17 protein-coding genes are annotated in these 16,362 nt (G+C 39.1%); all 17 read left to right on the top strand.

Going from position 1 to position 16,362, the window contains the following annotated elements:
• Positions 1-457 precede the first annotated feature (457 nt).
• Positions 458-1,165 carry a hypothetical protein gene (locus NSS65_RS08435; RefSeq protein WP_342467372.1) on the top strand — a complete coding sequence of 236 codons (708 nt, stop codon included), beginning with the start codon at positions 458-460 and terminating at the stop codon, positions 1,163-1,165.
• A 14-nt stretch (positions 1,166-1,179) separates the two neighbouring features.
• Positions 1,180-2,160, top strand: a complete 981-nt coding sequence (locus NSS65_RS08440; RefSeq protein WP_034281831.1) for a TOMM precursor leader peptide-binding protein — start codon at positions 1,180-1,182, stop codon at positions 2,158-2,160.
• A gap of 2 nt (positions 2,161-2,162) precedes the next feature.
• A complete protein-coding gene (locus NSS65_RS08445) occupies positions 2,163-3,509 on the top strand; it encodes a YcaO-like family protein (RefSeq protein WP_034623592.1) in 1,347 nt (448 codons plus the stop codon).
• Between the two features lie 24 nt (positions 3,510-3,533).
• A complete protein-coding gene (locus tag NSS65_RS08450) occupies positions 3,534-4,343 on the top strand; it encodes a SagB/ThcOx family dehydrogenase (RefSeq protein WP_070325831.1) in 810 nt (269 codons plus the stop codon).
• A gap of 13 nt (positions 4,344-4,356) precedes the next feature.
• Positions 4,357-5,022 carry a CPBP family intramembrane glutamic endopeptidase gene (locus NSS65_RS08455; RefSeq protein WP_335370715.1) on the top strand — a complete coding sequence of 222 codons (666 nt, stop codon included), beginning with the start codon at positions 4,357-4,359 and terminating at the stop codon, positions 5,020-5,022.
• 25 nt (positions 5,023-5,047) lie between these two features.
• Positions 5,048-5,869, top strand: a complete 822-nt coding sequence (locus NSS65_RS08460; protein WP_131631251.1) for a class I SAM-dependent methyltransferase — start codon at positions 5,048-5,050, stop codon at positions 5,867-5,869.
• A gap of 701 nt (positions 5,870-6,570) precedes the next feature.
• On the top strand, positions 6,571-7,044 hold the full coding sequence (gene rimP, locus NSS65_RS08465) for a ribosome maturation factor RimP (protein ID WP_003211398.1): 474 nt from the start codon (positions 6,571-6,573) through the stop codon (positions 7,042-7,044).
• Between the two features lie 32 nt (positions 7,045-7,076).
• Complete coding sequence (gene nusA, locus NSS65_RS08470; RefSeq protein WP_024424140.1) at positions 7,077-8,192, top strand: transcription termination factor NusA; 1,116 nt, start codon at positions 7,077-7,079, stop codon at positions 8,190-8,192.
• A 15-nt stretch (positions 8,193-8,207) separates the two neighbouring features.
• Positions 8,208-8,492: a YlxR family protein gene (locus tag NSS65_RS08475; RefSeq protein ID WP_335370716.1), complete on the top strand. Its 285-nt coding sequence runs from the start codon at positions 8,208-8,210 to the stop codon at positions 8,490-8,492.
• Entirely contained in the window at positions 8,485-8,787 is a 303-nt protein-coding gene (locus NSS65_RS08480) for a YlxQ family RNA-binding protein (RefSeq protein WP_024424138.1), read from the top strand. Before NSS65_RS08475 ends, NSS65_RS08480 begins: the two co-directional genes overlap by 8 nt.
• Positions 8,788-8,806: 19 nt before the next feature.
• Positions 8,807-10,927, top strand: coding sequence for a translation initiation factor IF-2 (gene infB / locus NSS65_RS08485; protein ID WP_034281840.1), 2,121 nt, complete (start codon positions 8,807-8,809; stop codon positions 10,925-10,927).
• A complete protein-coding gene (locus NSS65_RS08490; protein WP_024424137.1) occupies positions 10,924-11,202 on the top strand; it encodes a DUF503 domain-containing protein in 279 nt (92 codons plus the stop codon). Before infB ends, NSS65_RS08490 begins: the two co-directional genes overlap by 4 nt.
• Before the next feature lie 17 nt (positions 11,203-11,219).
• Positions 11,220-11,570 (top strand): 30S ribosome-binding factor RbfA, encoded by a 351-nt coding sequence (rbfA, locus tag NSS65_RS08495; protein ID WP_007499525.1) that lies wholly within the window; start codon positions 11,220-11,222, stop codon positions 11,568-11,570.
• A gap of 68 nt (positions 11,571-11,638) precedes the next feature.
• Entirely contained in the window at positions 11,639-12,568 is a 930-nt protein-coding gene (truB, locus tag NSS65_RS08500; RefSeq protein ID WP_120207030.1) for a tRNA pseudouridine(55) synthase TruB, read from the top strand.
• 17 nt (positions 12,569-12,585) lie between these two features.
• Complete coding sequence (ribF, locus tag NSS65_RS08505; protein WP_098676888.1) at positions 12,586-13,551, top strand: bifunctional riboflavin kinase/FAD synthetase; 966 nt, start codon at positions 12,586-12,588, stop codon at positions 13,549-13,551.
• A gap of 140 nt (positions 13,552-13,691) precedes the next feature.
• On the top strand, positions 13,692-13,961 hold the full coding sequence (rpsO, locus tag NSS65_RS08510) for a 30S ribosomal protein S15 (RefSeq protein ID WP_008354438.1): 270 nt from the start codon (positions 13,692-13,694) through the stop codon (positions 13,959-13,961).
• 180 nt (positions 13,962-14,141) lie between these two features.
• Positions 14,142-16,259 carry a polyribonucleotide nucleotidyltransferase gene (gene pnp / locus NSS65_RS08515; protein WP_024424134.1) on the top strand — a complete coding sequence of 706 codons (2,118 nt, stop codon included), beginning with the start codon at positions 14,142-14,144 and terminating at the stop codon, positions 16,257-16,259.
• Positions 16,260-16,362 lie beyond the last annotated feature (103 nt).

Here is a 16,362-nt window from a genome sequence, read left to right on the forward strand (position 1 = left end):
GCGGCCAAAGCAGTTGGGATTGTAATTTTAGTCATCTTTAGACCTCCTTATTTAAAATTTATCAACATAGATATGTAGTTGATATATTACATATGATGGTTCATAAGTCTTTATTTGTCAATGATTAAGTGTGAAAGTTTTATATTTTCTGAAAAGTTCGTTGATAACCCTGAAAAAGTGTGGTTTAATATGACTATGGAAAATAATACTATATTTAAAATTTTATGTATTTAAAGGGTTTATATGGTCTTAATGTTGTTTTTTTGATTGAAGGGCGGCGTTATTTTGGATCAAATATTTTGGGTATTTAGATATTAAGTTAATTAAATGTATGAAAAAAGTTGAGGTTACTATGTTATGAAGAACTCGAATAGAAGATTACTTTTTCTATTATAAGTTGATTCACTTAGATTTTAACCATTTTATCCCAATGTGATTGGGAAAGAGGGGGCTCTTTATGAGTATTCATTATGTCGGTATTAGAGAACCAATCAAAGCCTATTTAGAGAAGATGAAAGTTGAGTATGAAGACTATCCTGCTCAAATAATCGATTTGGGCGGGGCTGTTAGTTATGACAAAGAATACTTTATAAATAATACTGATTTTCAAACGGAAACGATTATTTTATCTAATAGAAGGCATACTGTTGAGGATGAACTAGGTTCTCTTGAAAGTGAATTATTGAAAATCTATCAGAATAGCATACTTTATAGGACTTCACCGCTTGATATCAATATAGAACTTTATAGAGGATGGGCAGGTGCTACTGGTAAATTAATAACTGCATTTTCTCCCGAGGGAGTTAATTGGATCAATACAAAAGATGTTGTAAGGGCATGTTTAATCCCTAAAAAAGATGTTAGGAATCGTGCTGGAAAGGCATATGATTTAACAGGACCAGAGTTAGTAAGTATGAGTAGGCTGAAGGATATTTTTGAAGAGGATTTAAATATGAAAATTGAATTATATTGTAAAAGTAAAGAAGAGGTCATATCAATATTGTCCCAGAACAATATGCCTTTAGACGTATTAGAATGGTTAGTCGGTTTTCAAGAAGCTTCTTCTTCAAAACATTTACAGCCATTTACGAACACGCTTGAACAAATAATTGGTCACCCCCCAACTCGGGCCCAATTATCTAAAATACAAATTAATTATTCTTAAAGGAGGAATAATATATGTTTGTCAAAGACCAAGAAATGACGAGGTATAAATTAGCACCACACATTACGCTAGGTAAACTAGAAGACAGTTTGATTGGTTTAAAAGCGCAAACTGTCACCAAAATTGAAGGTGACGGAATTATTGAATTTATTCAAGAAATTTCTAATTATCTCACGGAAGATAATGGGGTTTCGATTAAAGAACTAGAGGAGAATTTCGAAGTAGAGAGTGATCAATTAAAACATGTCCTCGAATTTTTAGTTACAAACGGAATGTGTGTTAAGACGGATATGAACTTTGATTTGACGGCGCTTTTGTCTTATGAAAGAGCCGGTGGACAAGTATTGGTTGAAGATATACTAGATCGTTTAAAAACAGGAATTGTTGAAGTTATTACGCGAGATCATAATCCAGTTGCTGCTGAATTTATTCGTCATTTGCAAGAGGCAGGGCTACATGTAGTGCTTAAAGGAGAATTAAATAAGCAGCCGGATATCAGGGTTGCTATTGGCAACTCTCATTTAGACCCGATTTTTGAAGAAATAAATGATCTAGCATTAGAAGACCACATACCTTGGTTGAGCATTGTGCCATATGATGGACAGACATCTTGGGTAGGTCCATTTTTCATACCACATCAATCAGCTTGTTTACATTGCTATAACCTTCGAAAGTCAGCAAACTTTTCTGACGAAGTATTGCGTTCAGACTTAATGAAAATAAAGCCTATAAATCCTGAAAAGAAACCGGTTTATCATATGCCGATTCATTTAGTTCAAATCGGAATTGCAAGTAATTTAATTTTAGAATGGCTCACACTAAAAGATTACGCACCAAGTGCAATACCAGGTGGATTTACAACAATTAATTTAGATGATAAAGGTGTCTCATTTAATCATCATCGTGTCTATAGAGTACCTAGATGCCCGAAGTGTTCCCCAGCTGCAGATACAGGTTTTCCTCAAGTTTGGTTTCATGGTGAGGTGAATAATTAATTATGGCTAATAAATGGACAACGTTAGAAGAGTCATGGGAAATACTCGACCAATTGGCAGATCCTTATGTTGGGATAGTCCGTAGAGAGTATAGAAAACTCAGAGACGTTGATGATATATGGGGTCATTCATATGGAGCGCATGGTACAGACAGCAATATTTTATTTGGGGTACCGTCTAATTCATATAATGGGGGAGGATCTGCTAATCCAGCTGCAGCCAGATTAGCAGCTATAGGTGAAACGGTGGAAAGATATAGTGCCGCTTATTTACCTTTAAACTCTGATGTTGTATGTTTTGGTACTCAAAAGGACTTAATCAATGAAGGCAAATCAGTAATTGGCTTTGATAAGTGGGAGATGTATGCTGTCACTCAATATGAAGACCCGAATTTTCCTCATGATAGATGGAATGAAGATACAAAATTATGGTGGAGAAAAGGTCATATTGCTGAAAATAATGAAGAAGTTTGGACGCCTGCTCAATTAATTCATATTGCAAACTATACTGAGTGGCCAGGAGACCCCAATATTGGTCATGCAACTAGTAATGGACTAGCTTGTGGTATTACATATCAAGAAGCGGCAATCTCAGGTTTATTTGAAACAATTGAAAGAGATGCATTTATGCTTACTTGGTACAATAAGTTAAGTTTACCGCAGATCGATATTAATACCTCACCTAGATTAAAACACTTCTATGAAAGATATATTAAACCTACTTCTCTTGATTTGCATTTAGTAGACATGAGCATTTTTTCTGGTGTTCCTACTATTTTGGCAGTGATAAGAAATCCTCATACAGATTTAGCTCCATTTGCTATTGGCGCGGCCTCTGCTCATTCAATTGAAAGAGCATGTGAGAAAGCTGCGATAGAGGGAATGTATACAAGAACTTGGGTAAAAACAGAACAACGATTAGGGAACGCCTTAGTGGATGTAGATTATCATCGAGATATTAACAGTTTTGAAGATCATATTAAACTCTATGCGGGAACAGCTATTGTGAAAGAAGCTGATTTTTTAACAGCAAGTGAGAAATTAGTGGACGTTAAAGACTATGCACCGTTTGATGATCGTTCTCCAGACATTCTATGGACTAACCTTGTCAGTCATTTATCAAAACAAGGATATCATGTGGCAACTTTTGATTTAACCAGCCCTGATATAAAAGATGCTGGTGCCTATGTCGTAAAATCAATTATTCCTGGATATAAACCGATTGACGTTCTTTATAGAGGTAGAATGTTGGGCGGAGAACGAATTTTAAAACATTCTTATCATTTAGGTTTAGTAGATAAACCTTTTAAGTTAGAAGAACTGAATCCAATTCCGCATCCATTTCCTTAATATCGTAGAAAGGTGATTAAATATATGAATAGTATTGAAAGACATGCTACTAATTTGGCTGATGTTGTGTATGGAAACGAAGCATTACGGTTTGATGATCCTTCTGAAAATTGGTTTGAGGCAACAAAAATCTATAGGGGTTCAATGGCATGGGACGCACCTGGTGTTGCAGGGCTGCTGCGATCTCAAACTTTGCAAAAGATTGCTACACATGCAAGTAAAAGATTTGACGACCTGCCTTTAATTTTACTACCTAAACCATTAAATACAAATATATCTTTAGACGATGTCATTCAGGAACGAAAAAGTGCAGATTATTTTAGCGGGGGGAGTGTTTCATTAGAACAACTCTCAACAGTTTTACAGAAGAGTTATGGATTGGTAGAGCGTAAAGAAGGACCTAGACGCCCTATACCATCTGGCGGGGCACTTTATCCTCTAGATCTATTTATTGTAGCCAACAAAGTGGATTCTTTAGACAAAGGTATTTATCATTTCGATCCGTATAGAAAAGGATTGACTAAAATGGGTGATTACTCTGAAAAAGAATTTGAGAAAATAATGTTACAAGAAGAATCCGTTCAAGATTTTGCATTTGCCGTAGTCATTTCAGCGAATTTTTGGCGTTCTCGATTTAAGTATGGACATCGTTCTTATCGCTTCGTTTTTATGGAGGCAGGACATGTCATGCAAAATATGATTTTGCTATCTACTGCACAGAAGATTAATAGCCGACCATTCGGAGGGTTTATCGATGATGAGTTAATGGAACTGATCGGTGGATTTAATGGAGTAGATGACGCTCCAATTTATACATTGATTGCGGGTACTTAAATAGATGATTTCAATGGTAGCAGCTTTAGGGATCCTCATTCACTTTTTGGGTCCCTTAAGCTCTAAAATGGTTATCAAAATCAAGAGAGATAAACCAATATCCGATCGAAAGTTAATAACATATATCACTCCTCAGAGGAGCTATGATGGATTCACGATAATCGGAGCTTCTATATGCTGTGGAGCATTTTCTCAAGAGCTCTTAGTTGAAATTTCTAATAATAAAAATGTGTATGGTATTTTATTCTTCTTTTTATTAGGTGTCCTATTACCGTCAGTTCTATGGAAATTAAAAAACAAAGTTGTTGCATTTAGAGGCAGATATGCTGTCAATGTTGATTCAATCTTTTTTCTTCCATTAACTGCTCTATCAGAAGAATTGATTTGGCGGTTCTTTCTTCCGTTATTATTACTAACAAATTCTGTGGAATCTGTGGCGGTATCGATTTGTATCAGTTCAATAGGATTTATCTTGCTGCATATACCAATAGGCGGTGTTAAGTCTATTGCTTATATGTCGCTTTTTACATTCATCACAGTTATTTCATACTTAACATTTGGTATTCTAGCAGCGATAACATTTCATATTTCACATAATCTGTTCATTCATTTTTTTCAACCTCTCAAAATAAACAACTTCAAAACGAAACCTCCCGTATTATCTGAAACTGATTGGTGAGGCTTTTATAAAGGTGGTAAACCCTGTGATAATACTAGAAAAGATGAAAGAGCTTAAAGGAAAAAGAGCGCTGGCTCAGTCATGGTTTTTGGATCCAGAAAAAAGAAAAATAAGTTCAAATTATGATAATCGAGAAACGCCATTTACTCGATGTCTATCAGCTGAAACTTTCATTTCTTATTATCAACTAACATTCAAAAAAAAGCCTGCCTCTATTTTAGATATAGGATGTGGACAAGGGCAGATGCTTGAGTATTTATCTAAGCAATTACCTCTAGCTGATTTGACAGGAATTGATTCATCAGAGGAAGCCATACATTGTGCAAATCAATTGAATATAAAAGCTAATTTTATTTGTACAGATATCGAAAATTTTTCATCACATGCGAAAAGTTATGATGCGATTTTAATACATCTGTGTTTTGGGCTATTTGAAGATCCTGTAGCATTATTAGAACAGTTCCTTCCTTATTTATCAAATGAATCTATTATTTATATAGTTGATTTAAATCGAGATAGTATAGAAAGTGGAATGAGTTCAGTTCAGAACAAAGAAGAAGAACTGTATTTATATGATCAATATCACGCCTCATTGACATTATCTGAGTTCGAGCAGTTACTCACCTATATTACCCAACCTAGAAAAGATGTAAAGTATAAGATTGGTACTTCTATAATTGGAGGATTCAGCCCATTTAGTATGGAATTTTTATCGTTAATAGGAAATGAAAATTTACAGCACACCTTAAGGCAGGTTCCAGATGAATATAGCAGTTCAGCACAGAAGACACCTTTACTTTTACATGCATGGCTGATTAAGCAGTCTGGATACATTCATTCCATATAAACATGATTCTTTCTCTATGTATAATATGAAGGTTATCCGTTTAGTCTCTGCCTGCTTTTCGGGGAGTTCAATATGAATGATTTTTAAATTGCGATTCCCTAAAAATGAGAACGCGTTTCTCTGAAGTGAAGGAGAAAGGCAGTGGGATTAAAATTGAACTGCTTATTTCTTTAACGTTGAAGTACTTATCCATTAGGGGGTTTTGAGAAAGTCGAAAGTGAAGGCTGTTTACTGATACACTCTTTGCTTCTATATGAATAACCATACTGTGTCATACAAAGTTTTTTGGAATTAGAGATGACTTAGTGTAGATGTTACTTTCTTTCATAGGGAGCTCTGTTGTTCGCTCATTGTATTCAGGTGCATTATTATCAGTCCGCTCTGTTCATAGTGGCTTTCCGTTTATATATAAAGGAAGAGAGAGGTATTAATGGTACTGAACATGCTGCATTAATCGATAAGCGAGTACCTATTATAAGGAGGAACTTCATTTGCATAAAAAAATTGGATATGGTATAGTTTTTATGGAAATGCTAACGATTACCGAGACAAGAGTGGGGAAACCCGCTCTTTTGTATTGAACAGGCAATTTTTGTCTCGACATTATTCATCCGTTTTCTGCTCCCCCTGCTCACATAAAGCAGGGTTTTTATGCAGAATGATTGATAAGAGCGTTTATCGAAAGCACAAGGAGGAAGAGAATGAGCAAAAAAGTAGTGGATGTCGTAAGCGAAATGGTGCAGCCAATTTTAGATGGCTTACAGCTTGAACTCGTTGATGTTGAATTTGTCAAAGAGGGTCAAAACTGGTTCCTTCGCGTGTTTATTGACTCTGATAAAGGTGTCGATATCGAAGAGTGTGCCAAAGTGAGCGAAGCCTTGAGCGAAAAGCTTGATGAGGCAGATCCGATTAGCCAAAACTACTTTCTTGAAGTGTCCTCTCCTGGAGCGGAGCGCCCATTAAAGAAAAAAGCTGATTTTGAAAAAGCACTTGGAAAAAATGTTTTCATGAAAACATATGAACCAATTGATGGTGAAAAAGCATTTGAAGGTGAGCTTACAAGCTTTGATGGTGAGATTGCAACAGTGACAGTGAAGATCAAGACAAGAAAGAAAGAGATCAATATTCCATACGAGAAAATAGCTAACGCAAGATTAGCAGTTTCGTTCAATTAACCTTTTCATTGATATAAGGGGGAACCATAAAAATGAGTAGTGAGTTGTTAGATGCCCTGACTGTTCTTGAGAAAGAGAAGGGTATTAGTAAAGAAATTATAATTGAAGCGATAGAAGCTGCACTCATTTCTGCATATAAGCGTAATTTTAATCAAGCACAAAATGTTCGTGTTGATTTAAACCGCGAAACGGGAACGATTCGTGTGTTCGCAAGAAAAGATGTTGTAGATGAAGTGTATGATTCTCGCCTTGAAATCTCTGTAGATGATGCAGCCAATATTAACCCGAATTACATGGTTGGTGACGTCGTTGAGATTGAAGTCACACCAAAAGACTTTGGACGTATTGCAGCTCAGACAGCGAAACAAGTTGTGACGCAGCGTGTGAGAGAAGCAGAGCGTGGTGTGATCTACACTGAGTTCATCGACCGCGAGGAAGACATTATGACGGGAATCGTTCAGCGGATTGACAGTAAATTTATTTACGTGTCACTTGGCAAAATTGAAGCCCTTCTTCCTGTCAATGAACAAATGCCAAATGAAGAATACAAACCGCATGACCGCATTAAAGTGTTCATTACAAAAGTAGAAAAAACAACAAAAGGACCACAAATTTATGTGTCTAGAACACATCCAGGTCTTTTAAAGCGTTTATTTGAAATTGAAGTGCCAGAAATTTATGATGGTACTGTAGAGCTTAAATCGGTTGCTAGAGAAGCTGGGGACCGTTCTAAAATATCTGTTCGTACAGATGATCCTGATGTTGATCCAGTTGGCTCCTGTGTTGGTCCAAAGGGCCAGCGTGTACAAGCAATTGTCAACGAGCTAAAAGGCGAAAAGATTGACATTGTTCATTGGTCTAATGACCCGGTTGAATTTGTTGCCAATGCGCTGAGTCCATCAAAAGTACTTGATGTCATTGTGAATGAAGAAGACAAGGCGACAACAGTTATTGTCCCTGATTATCAGCTGTCATTAGCGATTGGTAAAAGAGGTCAAAATGCCCGCCTTGCAGCGAAGCTGACCAGCTGGAAAATCGACATTAAAAGCGAAACAGATGCAAGGGAACTCGGTATTTTCCCAAGAACTGAAGACTCTGAATCTCTTTTCTTAGAGGCTGAACCAGTAGCTGAGGAATCTGACGAATAAGAGGTGATATTAAAGGTGAAAAGCCGAAAAAAAATCCCGCTTAGAAAATGCGTCGTGACGGGAGAAATGAAACCAAAGAAAGAACTGATCCGTGTTGTTCGTTCTAAAGAAGGAGAAGTGTCTGTTGACGCTACCGGAAAAATGAACGGACGCGGAGCTTACCTTTCTCTCGATAAAGAAACTATTCTTGCGGCAAAGAACAAACGCAGTTTACAGCAGCAATTTCAGACACAGATTGACGAACACATATTTGAAGAATTACTAGAACTAGCTGAAAAGGTGAAAAAACCTTATGAATGAATCTGAATGGTATCCTTTGCTTGGTCTAGCAAATCGAGCTCGTAAAGTCGTGTCAGGAGAAGATCTGGTGATCAAAGAAATTAGACATGCGCGTGCTAAGCTGGTTCTTCTTGCAGCAGATGCCTCATCTAACACAGAGAAAAAGGTATCTGACAAATGCAAATTTTATAATGTTCCGGTTAGAAAAGTTGAAGACCGTTCCGTTCTCGGACGTTCTATTGGGAAAGAAGCTCGCGTAGTTGTCGCTGTCACTGACCAAGGCTTCGCTAAGAAGCTCATAAGCTTGCTCGATTAATTTATTTGGGGGTGAACGAATGGCTAAAGTGAGAGTATATGAATACGCAAAAGCCATAGATGTTTCAAGTAAAGATATTATAGCAGCGCTTAAGGATATGAACGTGGAAGTGAACAACCACATGGCGACGCTTGAAGACGACACTGTGAAAAAGCTAGACGCTATCTATAAAAAAGCCAAAGCAAAAGAGACAGCTAACGAGAAACCCGCAGAACAAAAAAAACAATCATCTAACAAAAACAATGATAGAAAGAAGAATGACGTGCAGAATAATCAATTTAATAAAAACAAAAAAAACAACAACCAAAATAAAAACAAAAACAAACGCGGTGGAAATAACAAACCGCAGCATCAGCAAGCTAGACCTGTAAAGCCTAAAAAAGAGCTTCCTGAAAAAATTGAATTTACAAATTCAATGACTGTCGGTCAGCTGGCTGATGAGCTTGGAAAAGAATCAGCTGAAATCATTAAAAAGCTGATGATGCTTGGTGTCATGGCAACAATCAACCAAGAACTTGATAAAGATACAGTTGAATTAATCGCTTCTGAATATGGTGTTCCAGTTGAGGAAGTCATCATTTTAGAAGAAACTGAACTTGAAAAGTATGAAGTAGAAGATAAAGAAGAAGATATGCAAGTACGCCCTCCAGTTGTAACGATCATGGGACACGTTGACCACGGGAAAACAACTCTTCTTGACAGCATTCGTAAGACAAAAGTCGTCGAAGGCGAAGCAGGTGGAATCACGCAGCATATCGGTGCATACCAAATTGAAGAAAATGGCAAAAAAATTACGTTCCTTGATACACCTGGACACGCAGCATTTACAACGATGCGTGCACGTGGTGCCGAAGTAACGGATACGACAATTCTAGTCGTTGCAGCAGATGATGGTGTCATGCCGCAAACAATTGAAGCGATTAACCATGCGAAAGCGGCAGAAGTGCCAATCATTGTCGCTGTGAACAAAATTGACAAACCAACAGCGAACCCTGACCGTGTGATGCAGGAGTTAACTGAGCATGGTCTTGTACCAGAAGCTTGGGGCGGCGAAACGATTTTCGTTCCACTATCTGCGAAAACAGGTGAAGGTATTGATGAATTGATCGAAATGATCCTTCTTGTCAGTGAAGTAGCAGAACTGAAAGCCAACCCAAATCGTGCGGCAAAAGGGACTGTCATCGAGGCTGAGCTTGATAAAGGAAGAGGTTCTGTTGCAACCCTTCTTGTTCAAACAGGTACACTTCAAGTAGGTGACCCAATCGTTGTCGGAAATACATTTGGCCGTGTACGTGCAATGGTCAATGACATCGGCCGCCGCGTGAAAACAGCAGGACCATCTACACCTGTTGAAATCACTGGTTTAAACGATGTACCGAATGCAGGGGATCAGTTCCTCGTATTCAAAGATGAAAAAACAGCTCGTCAAGTCGGTGAGGCGCGTGCTTCTAAACAGCTGGACGAACAGCGTTCAGATAAAGCAAAATTATCTCTAGACGACCTATTTGAGCAAATCAAACAAGGTGACGTAAAAGATATCAACTTGATCGTGAAAGCAGACGTACAAGGCTCTGCTGAAGCATTAACAGCAGCTCTTCAAAAAATAGAAGTCGAAGGCGTAAAAGTGAAAATCATCCATACGGGTGTTGGAGCGATTACAGAATCAGACATCATTTTAGCAAGTGCTTCTAATGCCATCGTGATTGGCTTTAACGTACGTCCTGATGGAAATGCGAAGAGCACAGCTGAGACTGAGAACGTTGATATCCGCTTGCACCGCATTATCTATAAAGTCATCGATGAAATTGAAGCTGCGATGAAAGGAATGCTTGACCCTGAATATGAAGAAAAAGTCATCGGTCAAGTTGAAGTTCGTCAAACGTTCAAAGTATCTAAAATCGGTACAATTGCTGGCGGCTATGTAACTGAAGGAACGATTACAAGAGATAGCGGAATCCGCTTAATCCGTGACGGCGTCGTTATTTTTGAAGGCGAAGTTGACGTGTTAAAACGATTTAAAGATGATGTGAAAGAAGTTTCACAAGGCTATGAATGTGGTATTACCATTAAGAAATACAATGATATCCGTGAAGGTGATGTCATGGAATCATTCGTTATGCAAGAAATCGAAAGAAAATGATCGGTTATACCGAATGTGAGTGCATGATCTATGATGCATCCTCACTGAAGGAAAAACGTGCGGTTCTTCAGCGTATATTGACAAGAACGCGTCATAAATTCAATGTAACCATTGCTGAAATGGATTACCAGGATACATGGCAGCGTACATCAATTGGAATCGCCGTGATTTCCTCATCTCGGGTTCAAGTGGAAAAGGAGCTTCAGCGTGTATTAAGCTTTATCGATTCTTTTCCTGAAATTGAACGAACGATCACGAAAACTGAGTGGTTTTAATTAGAGGTGATAAGATCATGAGTATGAGAGCAACCCGTGTGGGTGAGCAAATGAAAAAAGAATTGGGCGACATCTTAGGCAGAAAGCTAAAAGATCCAAGAATCGGCTTTTTGACTGTAACCGATGTCGAAGTATCCGGTGATTTGCAAATTGCCAAAGTCTACATTTCTGTTCTTGGCGACGAGAAGAAAAGAGAGGAAACCTTAAAAGGCCTTGCAAAGGCTAAAGGGTATATCCGCTCTGAAATTGGCAATCGAATCAGACTTCGCAAAACACCAGAACTGCATTTTGAATTCGACGAATCCGTAGACTACGGAAACCGAATTGAAAGCCTGATTGCTGAGTTAAACACAAAAGATCACGAATAAGACGTTGAAATAAGGATAGGCGAAGATCGTCTGTCCTTTTTCATCGTTTATGAAAGGAGAGAACGCAGATGATAAATGGTGTTCTTTTATTACATAAAGAAAGAGGCATGACCTCACACGACTGTGTGTTTAAAGTAAGAAAAATTTTACACACAAAAAAAGTCGGCCATACAGGCACCCTCGACCCAGAGGTTTCAGGTGTTCTGCCTATTTGTATCGGAAGAGCAACGAAGATTGTAGAATACTTAACAGATAAATCGAAAACATACGATGCAGAAATCACGATTGGCTTTTCTACAACAACAGAAGACCAAACAGGTGAGATCGTAGAAGAAAAAAAGGTGGAAAAACCGATCTCAGAAAAAGAAATTGATGCGGCGCTGAAGCAGTTTGAAGGAACCATTGAACAAATTCCTCCCATGTTTTCTGCTGTGAAAATTGGCGGGAAAAAGCTCTATGAGTATGCAAGAGAGGGCATCGAAATTGAGCGGCCAAGCCGAGAAATTACTATTCACCGTATTGAGCGGACTACACCTGTCACATATGAGGATGGCAGCGTGTCATTTAGGTTTACTGTTCTATGCTCAAAGGGAACGTATGTAAGGACCTTAGCGGTTGATATCGGGAAGAAACTAGGGTTTCCAGCCCACATGTCACATCTTATTCGTACAGGGTCTGGTGATTTTACACTTGATGAATGTATTACGCTGGATGAGCTGCGAGATATAAGCGAGGAAGGAACTGTAGAAGAGCACCTTGTCCCGATCGAGCGTGCGCTCAATCATTTGCCGAAATGGGAGATAAATGATACATTAGCAAGTAAAGTGGAAAACGGTGCAGTCCTGCCAATGCCTGATGAATTTGCTCATTTCGCAGAGGCGGATCGTGTCGCTGTATTTGCTCCTTCAGGTCGTTGTCTGGCAATATATATGAAGCACCCGACCAAACAGAACCTGATGAAGCCGGCGAAGATCTTATCTCAGGACAAGCAATCTTAAAGAAAAGGTGACATCTCGTGAAGACTATACATATTTCACACCCACATACATTGAATCAAAAAGATCAAGTCCCGTCTGTCATGGCTTTAGGGTACTTTGACGGTGTTCACCTCGGGCATCAAAAAGTCATTGACGAAGCGAAAAGCATTGCGAAAAAAGAAGGATTGGCCTTAGCAGTCATGACCTTTCATCCGCATCCATCACATGTTTTGCAAAAGGCACGGGAACCAAAAGACTTAATTACACCGCTTGAGGATAAAATTGATTTTATCGAACAGCTGGGCGCTGACTATTTATACATCGTACAATTCAGCGAGAGCTTTGCAGCTCTATCTCCTCAAGAGTTTGTGGATCAATATTTGGATGAATTGAATGTGAAGCACGCAGTAGCGGGGTTTGATTTTACGTTTGGCCGTTTTGGTGCAGGCACAATGGAAACGTTCGATGAATACGGAAAAGGCCGTATCACGGCAACCATCGTACCTAAGCTGTCCAATCAAGACCGAAAAGTCAGTTCCACTCTCATCCGTTCCGCATTAAAAAATGGGGATGTTGAATATGTGAGCGAGCTTTTAGGAAAACCTTATCAGCTTCGCGGCATTGTCATCCATGGAGACAAACGCGGACGGACGATCGGATTTCCGACAGCTAATGTCGGCTTATCTGCTGAATACATTATTCCGCCAACAGGGGTATATGCAGTAAGAGCAGAAGTAAAAGGTAAAGTATATGACGGCGTTTGTAATGTCGGCTATAAACCAACATTTTATGAAAAACGTCCTGATCAGCCGGCCATTGAAGTAAACCTTTTTGATTTTAACGAAGAAATATATGGCCAGCCGATTAAATTACAATGGTTCAAGCGCATTCGCAGTGAACGAAAATTTAACGGAATCCAGGAGCTGACGGCTCAAATCAGTCAAGATAAAGAAGAAGCGATTCAGTTTTTTCAAGATCAGCTCAAGCAAACAAAAAAATCATAGAAAAACTGCTCTACCATTTGCAAATTCAGCATATTTTTAGTATGATTATTCCTGTAGCTTTAAAACCACTTACTTGGCAGGCCGACTTCACCGACGGTTGCGAGGTAGATGGGGCTAACATGATTTGGAGGTGAAACAGGATGGCTATTACTCAAGAGCGTAAAACGCAATTAATTAATGAGTTCAAAACACACGAATCTGATACTGGATCTCCAGAAGTTCAGATCGCTGTCCTAACAGAATCAATTAACAACTTGAACGAGCATTTACGTACTCATAAGAAAGATCACCACTCACGTCGCGGTCTTTTGAAAATGGTAGGTAGACGTCGTAATCTTCTTACGTATCTACGTAATAAAGACGTAACTCGTTACCGTGAGTTAATTAACAAACTAGGCTTACGTCGATAATCGTAAAAAGCGGGAGGATTCCCGCTTTTTTATCGTATAATCACTAATATTTTATGGTTAAAATGTTGAAAGAATGGCAAAACCCTTCTACATACAGCTTTCACATTGATATGTGAAAATCATTTTGTTCATAATAAGAACTAACTAAAACTTTACGATAAGAGAGGAGTTTATCTCAGAATGGGACAAGAGAAACATGTCTTCACCATAGACTGGGCTGGACGTCAACTGACAGTTGAAACTGGCCAGCTTGCAAAGCAAGCAAACGGAGCGGTCCTCGTACGCTACGGAGATACGGCTGTGCTTAGCTCAGCAACAGCTTCTAAAGAACCAAAACCACTTGATTTCTTCCCGCTCACTGTGAACTACGAAGAAAGACTATACGCAGTAGGTAAAATTCCTGGCGGCTTCATTAAAAGAGAAGGCCGTCCAAGTGAAAAGGCGATCCTTGCCAGCCGCTTAATTGACAGACCAATTCGTCCGCTGTTTGCAGATGGATTTAGAAACGAAGTACAAGTCATTAGTATCGTCATGAGTGTGGATCAAGATTGCTCATCTGAAATGGCTGCAATGTTTGGCTCATCTTTAGCTTTATGTGTGTCTGACATTCCATTTGAGGGACCAATCGCCGGCGTTACAGTAGGACGAGTGGATGGAAAGCTGATCATTAACCCGAATGTGGAGCAGCTTGAACAAAGTGACATCAATCTTGTGGTTGCCGGAACAAAAGATGCGATCAACATGGTAGAAGCTGGTGCTGATGAAGTACCGGAAGAAACAATGCTTGAAGCGATCATGTACGGTCACCAAGAGATCAAACGCTTAATCGAATTCCAAGAAGAAATTGTGAAGGCAGTCGGTAAGGAAAAAATCGATATTCCTTTATATGAAGTAGATCAAACGTTAGCAGACGAAGTAAAAGCACTTGCTGAAGCTGACCTGCTGAAAGCGATTCAAGTACATGAGAAGCATGCGCGTGAGGATGCAATCAGTGCTGTGAAAAAAGCTGTAGTTGAGAAGTTTGAAGCAGAAGAACGTGACGAAGCAACGATTAAACAAGCGAAAGATGTATTAAACAAGCTTGTCAAAAACGAAGTTCGCCGTCTGATTACTGAAGAGAAAGTACGTCCAGATGGACGCGGCGTAGATCAAATCCGTCCACTTTCTTCAGAAGTAGGACTTCTGCCAAGAACGCACGGTTCAGGCCTATTTACAAGAGGACAAACACAGGCGCTCAGTATTTGTACATTAGGTGCACTTGGTGATGTGCAAATTCTTGATGGTTTAGGTGTTGAAGAATCAAAACGCTTCATGCACCATTACAACTTCCCGCAATTCAGTGTTGGCGAGACAGGTCCAATGCGTGGTCCAGGCCGTCGTGAGATCGGACATGGTGCACTAGGTGAACGTGCACTAGAACCAGTCATTCCATCCGAAAAAGATTTCCCTTATACGGTTCGCCTCGTTTCAGAGGTATTAGAATCTAACGGATCTACTTCACAAGCAAGTATTTGCGCAAGCACACTTGCGATGATGGATGCCGGTGTTCCAATTAAAGCACCAGTTGCAGGGATTGCAATGGGACTTGTGAAATCTGGTGAATACTACACAGTGCTGACAGACATTCAAGGAATGGAAGATGCACTTGGAGATATGGACTTTAAAGTTGCAGGTACATCAAAAGGTGTAACAGCCCTTCAAATGGACATCAAAATCGATGGTCTATCAAAAGACATCTTAGAAGAGGCTCTTCAACAAGCGAAAAAAGGAAGAATGGAAATTTTAGACAGTATGCTGTCAACAATTCCTGCTTCTAGAGGAGAATTGTCTCGTTATGCACCTAAAATCTTAACGATGACAATCAATCCGGATAAAATTCGCGATGTCATTGGACCAAGCGGTAAACAAATCAATAAAATCATTGAAGATACCGGTGTGAAAATCGATATTGAACAAGATGGTACAATCTTTATTTCTTCTACAGAAGAAGATATGAACCAAAAAGCGAAGAAAATTATTGAAGATCTTGTGAGAGAAGTTGAAGTAGGACAGCTTTACCTAGGTAAAGTCAAACGCATTGAAAAATTCGGTGCCTTCCTTGAAATCTTCAGTGGAAAAGATGGACTTGTTCATATTTCTGAGCTTGCGCTTGAGCGTGTGGGCAAAGTAGAAGATGTCGTGAAACTTGGCGATGAATTACTTGTCAAAGTCACTGAAATCGATAAACAAGGCCGTGTGAACCTTTCTCGAAAAGCTGTTTTACGTGAAGAAAAGGAAAAAGAAGAAAAGCAGTCTTAATGAGATCAAATAAAATGTGTTAGAAGCCAGGTATCCGTGCCAGGCTTCTTTCTTTTCTTGCGCTAACAATAGTTCTAGCTTGTTTCTCCCCATCATAATTTGT

Origin of the sequence: Bacillus sp. FSL K6-1006, from assembly GCF_038593175.1 — a bacterium.
Classification (GTDB): Bacteria; Bacillota; Bacilli; order Bacillales; family Bacillaceae; genus Bacillus; species Bacillus safensis.

Coding starts and splice junctions, on each gene's coding strand:
- NSS65_RS08435 (WP_342467372.1), top strand. CDS start 458: ATGAGTATTCATTATGTCGGTATTAGAGAACCAATCAAAGCCTATTTA.
- NSS65_RS08440 (WP_034281831.1), top strand. CDS start 1,180: ATGTTTGTCAAAGACCAAGAAATGACGAGGTATAAATTAGCACCACAC.
- NSS65_RS08445 (WP_034623592.1), top strand. CDS start 2,163: ATGGCTAATAAATGGACAACGTTAGAAGAGTCATGGGAAATACTCGAC.
- NSS65_RS08450 (WP_070325831.1), top strand. CDS start 3,534: ATGAATAGTATTGAAAGACATGCTACTAATTTGGCTGATGTTGTGTAT.
- NSS65_RS08455 (WP_335370715.1), top strand. CDS start 4,357: ATGGTAGCAGCTTTAGGGATCCTCATTCACTTTTTGGGTCCCTTAAGC.
- rimP (WP_003211398.1), top strand. CDS start 6,571: ATGAGCAAAAAAGTAGTGGATGTCGTAAGCGAAATGGTGCAGCCAATT.
- nusA (WP_024424140.1), top strand. CDS start 7,077: ATGAGTAGTGAGTTGTTAGATGCCCTGACTGTTCTTGAGAAAGAGAAG.
- NSS65_RS08480 (WP_024424138.1), top strand. CDS start 8,485: ATGAATGAATCTGAATGGTATCCTTTGCTTGGTCTAGCAAATCGAGCT.
- infB (WP_034281840.1), top strand. CDS start 8,807: ATGGCTAAAGTGAGAGTATATGAATACGCAAAAGCCATAGATGTTTCA.
- NSS65_RS08490 (WP_024424137.1), top strand. CDS start 10,924: ATGATCGGTTATACCGAATGTGAGTGCATGATCTATGATGCATCCTCA.
- rbfA (WP_007499525.1), top strand. CDS start 11,220: ATGAGTATGAGAGCAACCCGTGTGGGTGAGCAAATGAAAAAAGAATTG.
- truB (WP_120207030.1), top strand. CDS start 11,639: ATGATAAATGGTGTTCTTTTATTACATAAAGAAAGAGGCATGACCTCA.
- rpsO (WP_008354438.1), top strand. CDS start 13,692: ATGGCTATTACTCAAGAGCGTAAAACGCAATTAATTAATGAGTTCAAA.
- pnp (WP_024424134.1), top strand. CDS start 14,142: ATGGGACAAGAGAAACATGTCTTCACCATAGACTGGGCTGGACGTCAA.